General features: G+C 59.3%; 5 protein-coding genes and 2 rRNA genes. 4 read left to right on the top strand and 3 right to left on the bottom strand.

The features are described from left to right. Positions 1–15 precede the first annotated feature (15 nt). The 4 genes from AC1DIS_RS29475 to AC1DIS_RS29460 are packed head-to-tail and all read left to right on the top strand — an operon-like array spanning position 16 to position 5,646. Positions 16–792 carry a DUF3050 domain-containing protein gene (locus tag AC1DIS_RS29475; RefSeq protein ID WP_019582916.1) on the top strand — a complete coding sequence of 259 codons (777 nt, stop codon included), beginning with the start codon at positions 16–18 and terminating at the stop codon, positions 790–792. Further along, the gene (locus AC1DIS_RS29470) at positions 789–1,718 is read left to right on the top strand and encodes a diiron oxygenase (RefSeq protein WP_018930305.1); all 930 of its coding nucleotides are present in this window, start codon (positions 789–791) and stop codon (positions 1,716–1,718) included. Before AC1DIS_RS29475 ends, AC1DIS_RS29470 begins: the two co-directional genes overlap by 4 nt. 13 nt (positions 1,719–1,731) lie before the next feature. Continuing rightward, entirely contained in the window at positions 1,732–5,148 is a 3,417-nt protein-coding gene (locus AC1DIS_RS29465; RefSeq protein WP_477748669.1) for an amino acid adenylation domain-containing protein, read from the top strand. 30 nt (positions 5,149–5,178) lie between these two features. Further along, the gene (locus AC1DIS_RS29460) at positions 5,179–5,646 is read left to right on the top strand and encodes an SRPBCC family protein (protein ID WP_477781274.1); all 468 of its coding nucleotides are present in this window, start codon (positions 5,179–5,181) and stop codon (positions 5,644–5,646) included. 121 nt (positions 5,647–5,767) lie between these two features. Here AC1DIS_RS29460 and AC1DIS_RS29455 read toward each other — a convergent pair whose 3' ends face one another. The 3 genes from AC1DIS_RS29455 to rrf (AC1DIS_RS29445) form a co-directional block, all read right to left on the bottom strand. Beyond that, positions 5,768–7,648, bottom strand: coding sequence for a methyl-accepting chemotaxis protein (locus tag AC1DIS_RS29455; protein ID WP_018930308.1), 1,881 nt, complete (start codon positions 7,646–7,648; stop codon positions 5,768–5,770). Between the two features lie 407 nt (positions 7,649–8,055). After that, positions 8,056–8,171 (bottom strand): 5S ribosomal RNA (gene rrf / locus AC1DIS_RS29450). A 107-nt stretch (positions 8,172–8,278) separates the two neighbouring features. Next, positions 8,279–8,379 (bottom strand): 5S ribosomal RNA (gene rrf, locus AC1DIS_RS29445); the annotation flags it as partial.

The following is an 8,379-nucleotide window of genomic DNA, read 5'->3' as shown; positions in this document are numbered from 1 at the left end:
CTTATAGGCTCGCTCATGAAACCGACTAAAGATCGTCTTAATCAGAAGAAAGCAGAACTTAGTGCGCACCCGATCTTTTCTGAAATACATTCGTTATCGGTGCTTCAACGCTTCATGGAAACCCATGTGTTCGCAGTGTGGGATTTCATGTCGCTGACCAAACGCCTGCAACAGGAACTGACCTGCGTTCAGCTGCCCTGGCTACCGCCACGAGATCCGCAGGCCGCGCGTCTGATCAACGAGATCGTGCTCGGTGAAGAGTCCGATGATCGTCCCGCCCAAGGTCACTACAGCCATTTCGAGTTGTACCTGGATGCGATGCGCGAAGTCGGTGCAAGCACGGTCGCCGTCGAACGCTTCGTGGCGTTGCAAAAAGAAGGCGTGAGCTACGACGTGGCCTTGCAAAGCGTGGACGTCGACCCGGCGGCCGCACAGTTCGTACGCCACACCTTGCACACCGCGTTGCATGCGCCGGGGCATAGTGTGGCGGCGGCGTTTCTGCACGGCCGCGAGAGTGTCATCCCGCAGATGTTCCAGCGGATTCTCGACGACTGGGGCATTGGCATCGAACAAGCGCCGACCTTCCGTTACTACCTGGAACGGCACATCGAAGTCGACTCCGAAGACCACGGCCCGGCGGCGGAAAAACTCCTCGCACGCCTGGTCAATGGCGATCCGCAGCGCGAAGAAGACGTATACGCCAGCGCCATCGCCGCCGTGGAAAGTCGCATCGCGCTGTGGGACGGCTTGCGCCTGAGCATGAGCGAACCGGTTGCCGAGGTGAACGCATGAACGCCGCCGACTACCAATCCTTCGCCGACGCCTGGGAAAGCCGCGCAACCATTCGCACCCGCCCCCGGCGTGTGCTGGAGAACGACGACAAGCTGATCTATCCGCTGAGCCGCCAGCCGCTGGTGCTGAGCGAAACCTTCCTGCGCGAATGCCCGGAACAACGGGATTTCGCCCTGGTACAGACGCTCTACAAGTTCATCAATGACGTGGTGATTTTCGAAACCGAGATCGTCGACAAGACCGCCCGCAGCATCGCTAAAAACCGCTTCAGCGTGGCGTTCCCGTTCGCCTGTCGCTACGACGCCATGACCGTGGTGGTGGACGAGGATTACCACGCCCTGGTGGCCATGGACTTCATGCAGCAGACCGTCGCCATGACCGGCATCACCCCCATCGAACTGCCGGATGAAATCGAACTGAGCCGTGCCATCCCGGCGGCCGTGGCCCTCGCACCGGAACACCTGCGCAGTGCCGTGGAACTGATCTGCGTGGCCATCGCCGAGAACACCGTGACCGGCGATGTGGCGGCGTTCGCCAAGGACGACACGGTCAAGCAATCGATCAAAGGCCTGATGGCCGACCACTTGCTGGACGAGGGCCGTCATTCCGGGTTCTGGTCGCGGTTGGTGCGCATCTACTGGCACACCGCAAGCGAAGACGATCGCCAGTGCATCGCGCACATCCTGCCGGTGTTCATCGGCCATTACCTGACCAACGATATCCAGAAGTCCTTCGACTTCCGCCTGATCGACGCCTTGCAGATCAGCGACGCAGCACGTCAGGCCCTCAAGAGCGAAATGTCGGGGCTGGCCTTCCCGATCAATCGCCATCACCCGCTGGTCGCCAACATCGTGCGGTTTTTCCGCAGCAGTTCGCTGCTCGATTCACCGTGCGTGCAAAGCGCCCTGAGCGACTACCTGGTTTAACGAGGAGAACATCATGAGACGTCTCGATATTTTGCTCATCGGGCAAAGCCAGGCCCTGACCGAACTGGCGCTGGAGCTCGAACAACACGGTCATTCACTGGCGCGACTTGCGAATGTGGAAGAACCACCGCCAGGCCTATTTGATTTGCTGATCGACGATGCGAGCCTGCCATTTCGGGACTTCGGCAATGCGCCGCACCTGATGCTGCAAGTGGGTGTCGGGGTGTCGGGAACTAGCGGGCTGCCACCGCTGGACCTGCTGTGCACGTACAACTCGACGCCGTTGAGTCGCGTGCCGGTCGCCGAAGAGTTGTCCGGCAACGGCCAGGCATTGCGCCTGCGAGCGGTGGCCGAGCTGGTCGATCATGTGGCGCTGCTGGTCAGCCGCTTCTCCCGGGATGCCGACTATTTCCTGCAGGCCGAGCCGACGATTTCCGCGCACTTCGAACAGGTGGAAAACCTGCTGTTTTTAGAGCACCTGGCCTTCGTCCACCGTCTCAACAACACGGCAGAACCACGACTTCTGCAACTTGGGCAGATCCCGATGATCGAGCGGCTTGAACAGCGCTTTATTCAGTCTGCCGAGCGTGCGGCGCTGAACATCGCCGGCACGTCGCTGACCTATCGAGAACTGCACGCCCACAGCCGCGCCATCCAACAGCGATTGCAACCGTTGCTCGATCAGCATCAAGGGCCTCTGGTGGTCGGAGTTTGCCTGCCAAAATGCAGTGCGTTGTATGCGGGGATTCTGGCGATCCTCGGCAGCGGTGCGGTGTACCTGCCGCTGGAGCCGAGCCACCCGCTGCAACGTCAGCAGTACATTCTGGAAAACGCTGGAGCGGTGTTGTTGCTGCATGACGGAGAGCATCCACTCAGCGAGACGATGCCGGGGCTGGACATCAGCCGTATCGACAGCGGCGATGTGAACCTCGATCAACCCTTGATGCGCCAACGCCCCGATCTCGACGCGCCATGCATGGCGCTCTACACCTCGGGCACCACAGGTCACCCCAAAGGCGTGCTGCTCAGCCAGGCCAACCTCGCGCACTTCACCGCGTGGTACGCCGACTACGTGCAGCTGACCGAACAGAGCCGGGCGTTGCAGTTTTCATCGTTGAGTTTCGACTCGTCATTGATCGATATCTTCCCGACCCTGTTGCAGGGTGCAGAGCTGATCGTGCCCAACGAGGACCAACGTCGCGACCCGCTGCAACTGGTCGAGCTGATCCGCCACCAACAACTCAGCCATGCCTTTTTGCCGCCAGCCTTGCTGAGCATCCTGCCGCTGGATCAGTTGCAGGTCCTCGATCATGTGATGACCGGCGGCGATGTCTGCGAACCCTACGTAGTTCAGCAACTGACCCGCCAAGGCAATCTCTACAACCTCTATGGCCCGACCGAAGCCACGGTGCTGATCACCGCGCGGCAACTGCGTACCGGCGACAGCAACCGGACCCTCGGTGCACCGATTGCCAACAGTCAGGTGCTGATCCTCGATGAGGATTTGCAACCGGTGACCGAGCAAACCGTCGGTGAGTTGTACATCGTCGGCCCGGGGGTGTGCCTGGGTTACCTGAACAATCCGCAGCAGACTGCCGAACGCTATCTGAACCTGCACCTGCCGAACGGCCAGAGCCTGCGCGCCTACCGCTCCGGCGACATGGCCAAGTGGACCGCCGACGGTATCGAGCTGTGCGGACGGCGAGACAATCAGGTGAAGATTCGCGGCTTTCGGGTCGAGCCGGAAGAGATCGAACGCTGCCTGCGCGACAGCCAGCTATACCGTCAGGTGGCGGTGGTCATCGATTGTCATCGACGGATTCTGGCCTTTCTCGCGCAACCCCAGGAAGCGCAACCCGGTGCCGCTCGCGAAGCCTTGAAAGCCCATGCGATGCAGTTTCTGCCGGACTACATGCAGCCGATCGCCTGGACTGAACTGGCGAGCATGCCGTTCGCCAGCAACGGCAAGGTCGACCGCAAAGCGCTGCTGGAATTGCCCGTCAACGTGACCGAAAACAGCCCACGGTGTTTGCCCGCCAGCGCCGATGAAGCGCTGTTGTTGGAAATCTGGGCTGAGCTGCTGGAGCTACCCGCCAGCGACATTTCCACCGACGAAAGCTTCTTCAACCTCGGTGGGCACTCGATCCTGCTGTCGCGCATGCTCCTGCGTTTGCGTGAGGAGTTCGGCCGCAGTATCTCGATCAACCGCTTCATCGAACTGCCGACGATTGCGAAGCTGGCGACGTTGGTGCGCGGCTCCGGGACCGAGGAAGTGTTGAGTGAAAAAGCCCTGGCCGATGCCTTCCGTGAACTGGACATCGAGCCGCTGCCGATCAGCCGAATGGGCGATGTGCACAAGGTGATCGTCACCGGGGCCAACAGCTTTGTCGGTGTGCATATCGTCGAAGCGCTGCTGGCCTGGGGCGCCAGCGAAGTGGCGTGCCTGGTGCGCGATGGCGGTGGGCAATCGGCGGCGCAACGCTTTGCGGATGCGTTGCGGGAAAACCGCCTGGAGCATCTGGACCTGAGCCGGGTGCAGGTTTACGCGGCAGACATCACTCGCCCGCAACTGGGGCTCAGCGAAGCGGTTTACGAACGGCTGGATCGAGAGTTCGGCGCACTGGTGCACAACGCCGCCAACGTCAATCACGTCCTCGATTACGAGTCGTTGGCGCAGGATAACGTCGAACCGATTTTCGAGTGTCTGCGCCTGTGTGAAGGACGCAGCAAGAAGATCTTCAACTTCGTCTCGACGCTCTCGGCGTCCAGCACGATTTCCGACGATGGCCGGGTGCTGGAGTTGCCCGCCGCGCAGACACCGCCGATCTACATCAAGAACGGCTACAACCTGTCCAAATGGGTCGGCGAGCGGATCCTCGAAAGGGCGCGGGAGCGTGGGGTTCGGGTCAATCTTTATCGCCCCGGCAATATCAGTTTCAACAGCCTCACCGGCGTCTGCCAGCCCCACAAGAATCGCCTGATGCTGATGCTCAAGGGCTCGATCCAGCTCGGTCAGGTACCGGAGTTCGCACTGAATTTCGACTTGATGCCGGTGGATTTTCTCGCCCGTTTCATCGCCTTCCATGCCAGCCGTTACCAGGCCGAAAAAGCGGTGTTCAACCTGCACAACCCCGAACCCCTGAGCTGGGACTCCTACGTGGCTTCCTTTCGCGAAGCCGGTCGGGAGTTCTCGATGGTCAGCGTCGCCGACTGGCAGCAGCAATTGGGCCGGGTCGACAGTGATAACGCGCTGTTTGGCGTGCTGGGTTTCTACCTCAACGGCTTCGAGGAAGACATCGGCGACATCTCGATGATTGGCCACGACAACGCCCAGGCCGGTGTACGGCAGATGGGCGCGCACTACCCGGAAAAATCCCCGGCGCTGCTGCGACGCGGCTGCGACTACCTCAAAGAAATCAACTTCATCTGATTCACCCTAACCCCGCACGGAGCAAAAACCATGAATACTCTGCAACCCGATACCCTGATCAAAAACCCTCAAGGCTGCCACGTTGTGTCTTCGGTGGAAGTACCGGCCGACGCGGCGCAAGTCTGGGCAGTGGTCGGCAATTTTGCCGGCTTCGACCGATTCATTCCGGCGCTGTCGCACATCGAGATGACCGGCGAAGGTGTGTCGTCGCTGCGCAAGAAGTTCTTTAAGGACGGCAACCTGGTGGTCGAGCAGCTCAACTCCCGCAACGACCAGGCGCTGAACATGACCTGGACCACGATCTACAACACCTTGGGCGTGGCCAATTTGTRGGCAGCGATGAGTGTGGAATCCCTGGGTACAGACAAGTCGCGGGCGACCTGGACGATCATTGCCGAGCCGGCCCAGGGCGGCGCCGAGGCCCTGCCGGGGTTCAAGAAGTTCGTTCAGGGGTTTGCCGATGATGCGATGGGGAACGTGGTGAAGCTGTTTGTGTAGCGCTTCGGTTCAGCGGTGACTGATCTACCGCTATCGCAGGCAAGCCTCGCTTCTACAGGTTAGCTCTTGTAGGAGCGAGGCTTTCACGCGAAGAACGATAACGCGATCCTACTGACCTCAATCAGATCTTGAAGCTATCAACCAGTTGCTTCAAACGATTGGCCTGCTGGGACAGCGCATCACAATCCTTCAATGTTTCATTGAGGTTGGCCACGCTCTGCTGGTTCAGCAGGTTGATCTGGTTGACGTCGACGTTGAGGGTTTCGACCACGGCCGTCTGCTCTTCGGTCGCCGCGGCCACCGATTGGTTCATGCCGTCGATTTCGCCGATGCGCTGGGTCACGCTGACCAGTCGCAGGCCGGCCTGGTTCGCTACTTCGACGCTCTGCTCGCTGGACACCTGACTGGCGTTCATCGTAGTCACCGCCTCGCGAGAACCGATCTGCAGCGAGCTGATCATCTTGTGGATCTCTTCCGCCGACTCCTGGGTGCGATGAGCCAGGTTGCGCACCTCATCCGCCACTACCGCAAAACCACGACCGGCCTCACCGGCACGGGCCGCTTCGATGGCCGCGTTGAGCGCCAACAAATTGGTCTGCTGGGAGATGCCTTTGATCACATCCAGAATGTGGCCGATGTTGTCGGTGCTCGCGTTCAAGGTTTCGATCTGCGTGCAGGACAGGCTGATTTTCTGCGACAGCTCGGTCATGGCCTGGATGGTTTGTTCCACCACCTGACGGCCGTCATCGGCCTGCTCGCTCGCGCCGCTGGCGTGTTGCGAAGCATCAGCGGCATTGCGGGCGATTTCCTGGGTGGCGGCGCCCAATTGGTTGATCGCCGCGGCCACGCTGTTGGTGCGGGCGCTTTGTTCGTCGGAGCCGATGATAGAAGCGTTGGACGATGCCATCACCCGTTGCGACAGATCATGAACCTGGCGGGTCGCCGAGGACACTTCGCAAATCGATGCGTGAATCCGCTCCACGAACTGGTTGAAGGAACCACCCAACTCGCCGAACTCGTCTTTGCTTTCTACGACCAGACGACGGGTCAGGTCGCCCTCGCCCTGAGCGATGTCCTGCATCGCACGGCCCATCGTGGTCAGCGGACGCATCAGCACGTTGATCAGCAAGCTCAGCAGCACGGCAATGGCCGTTACAGCGATGAACATCGCGATCAGCGCCGAGGTGCGGAACTGGCTCAGTGGTGCATAGGCCTTGGCCTTGTCGATCGATAGACCAACGTACCACTCGGCATTCGGCAAACCGCTCACCGGTGTGAACGAGAGGATGCGGTCCTGCTTGTTCAGTACGACTTCCTGGATGCCTTTCTCGATGCGAACACTGGAACCCGGATAGATGTCTTTCAGGTTCTTCATCACTTGGTCTTTGTCCGGACTGACGATCACCTGACCGTCGGCACTGACCAGGAATGCGTGACCGATACCACCGAAGTCCACCGAGTTGATGATTTTCACCAGGGTTTCCAGGCTCAGGTCACCGCCGACCACGCCCAGCAGTTCGCTGTTCTTTTTCACCGGTATGGCAACGGTCACCACCAGCCCGCCGACCGCCGCCATATAAGGCGGGGTCAGCATGGTCTTGTCGGCGACCACGGCTTGTTTGTACCAGGGGCGCTGACGCGGATCGTAGCCGTCTGGCATCTTCGCGTCGGGGCGCTGGGTGAACATGCCATTGGCCTGCCCGACGTAGGTGAACTGGAAGTTCGAGGTGAGGGCCGGTTGATCGACCAGCCCTGGCAAGTCAGCATTGGCACCCTGATGGGCGACGTTCTGCGCGAGGTTTTCCAGGACCAGCACGCGGCCGCTCATCCAGTTCTGCACGCTGCTGGCAGTCAGGTCGCCTGCTTGCTCAACGGAGGACTCGATGTTTTGCCGAATGGTGTTTCGTTGCAGATAGTCGTTGTACAAAGTGAACAACGCAAACGCCAGCACCACGACGCCTGAAGCGGCCAGCAGGATTTTATGGCTGAACTTGAGATTCATTTCATGGGACTTCTTATGCCAAAAGTGGGGATGCGTTCCGGGTTGCAACATTCCATGTAACAGCGCAGACGGCATTCTGAAGCCGCTCTACTTTGGTGCACGCATGTCTCACCAGTCTTTCGGCACGAGCGGGAGAAAACTTAAGGATTTGTACAAAACTCGTCAGATAACCGCCGAACGGCGTGCTAGAAGGGACGGATTATTGGGCTTACCGCACGTCATGATCGCGGTGTTGGGTGTTTTGGCTGTGGTGTAACGATGAGGGGGGGTCTATATCTGATGCTACTGGCTCGAAGGAGTAGCGAGACACGCAGACCTGGATTTGACCCGCTTCAGACTTAGACTTCTATAAGCCCAGAAAGACAAAACCCCTGTCTGCATAAGCAGACAGGGGTTTCGGAATTTAATCTTGACGATGACCTACTCTCACATGGGGAAACCCCACACTACCATCGGCGATGCATCGTTTCACTTCTGAGTTCGGGATGGGATCAGGTGGTTCCAATGCTCTATGGTCGTCAAGAAATTCTGTGACCAGCCCGTTACAGCGGTAACGTGCCAGCAAAATTGGTGACTTCTACTAAAACAAAACCCCTACCTGCATACGCAGATAGGGGTTTCGGAATTTAATCTTGACGATGACCTACTCTCACATGGGGAAACCCCACACTACCATCGGCGATGCATCGTTTCACTTCTGAGTTCGGGATGGGATCAGGTGGTTCCAATGC

The organism is Pseudomonas sp. 05N433, assembly GCF_056396925.1.
Note: the sequence above shows the minus strand (reverse complement) of the source record. Positions and strands in the feature narration are given on the sequence as shown.

Coding starts and splice junctions, on each gene's coding strand:
- AC1DIS_RS29455 (WP_018930308.1), bottom strand. CDS start 7,648: ATGAATCTCAAGTTCAGCCATAAAATCCTGCTGGCCGCTTCAGGCGTC.
- AC1DIS_RS29465 (WP_477748669.1), top strand. CDS start 1,732: ATGAGACGTCTCGATATTTTGCTCATCGGGCAAAGCCAGGCCCTGACC.
- AC1DIS_RS29475 (WP_019582916.1), top strand. CDS start 16: ATGAAACCGACTAAAGATCGTCTTAATCAGAAGAAAGCAGAACTTAGT.
- AC1DIS_RS29470 (WP_018930305.1), top strand. CDS start 789: ATGAACGCCGCCGACTACCAATCCTTCGCCGACGCCTGGGAAAGCCGC.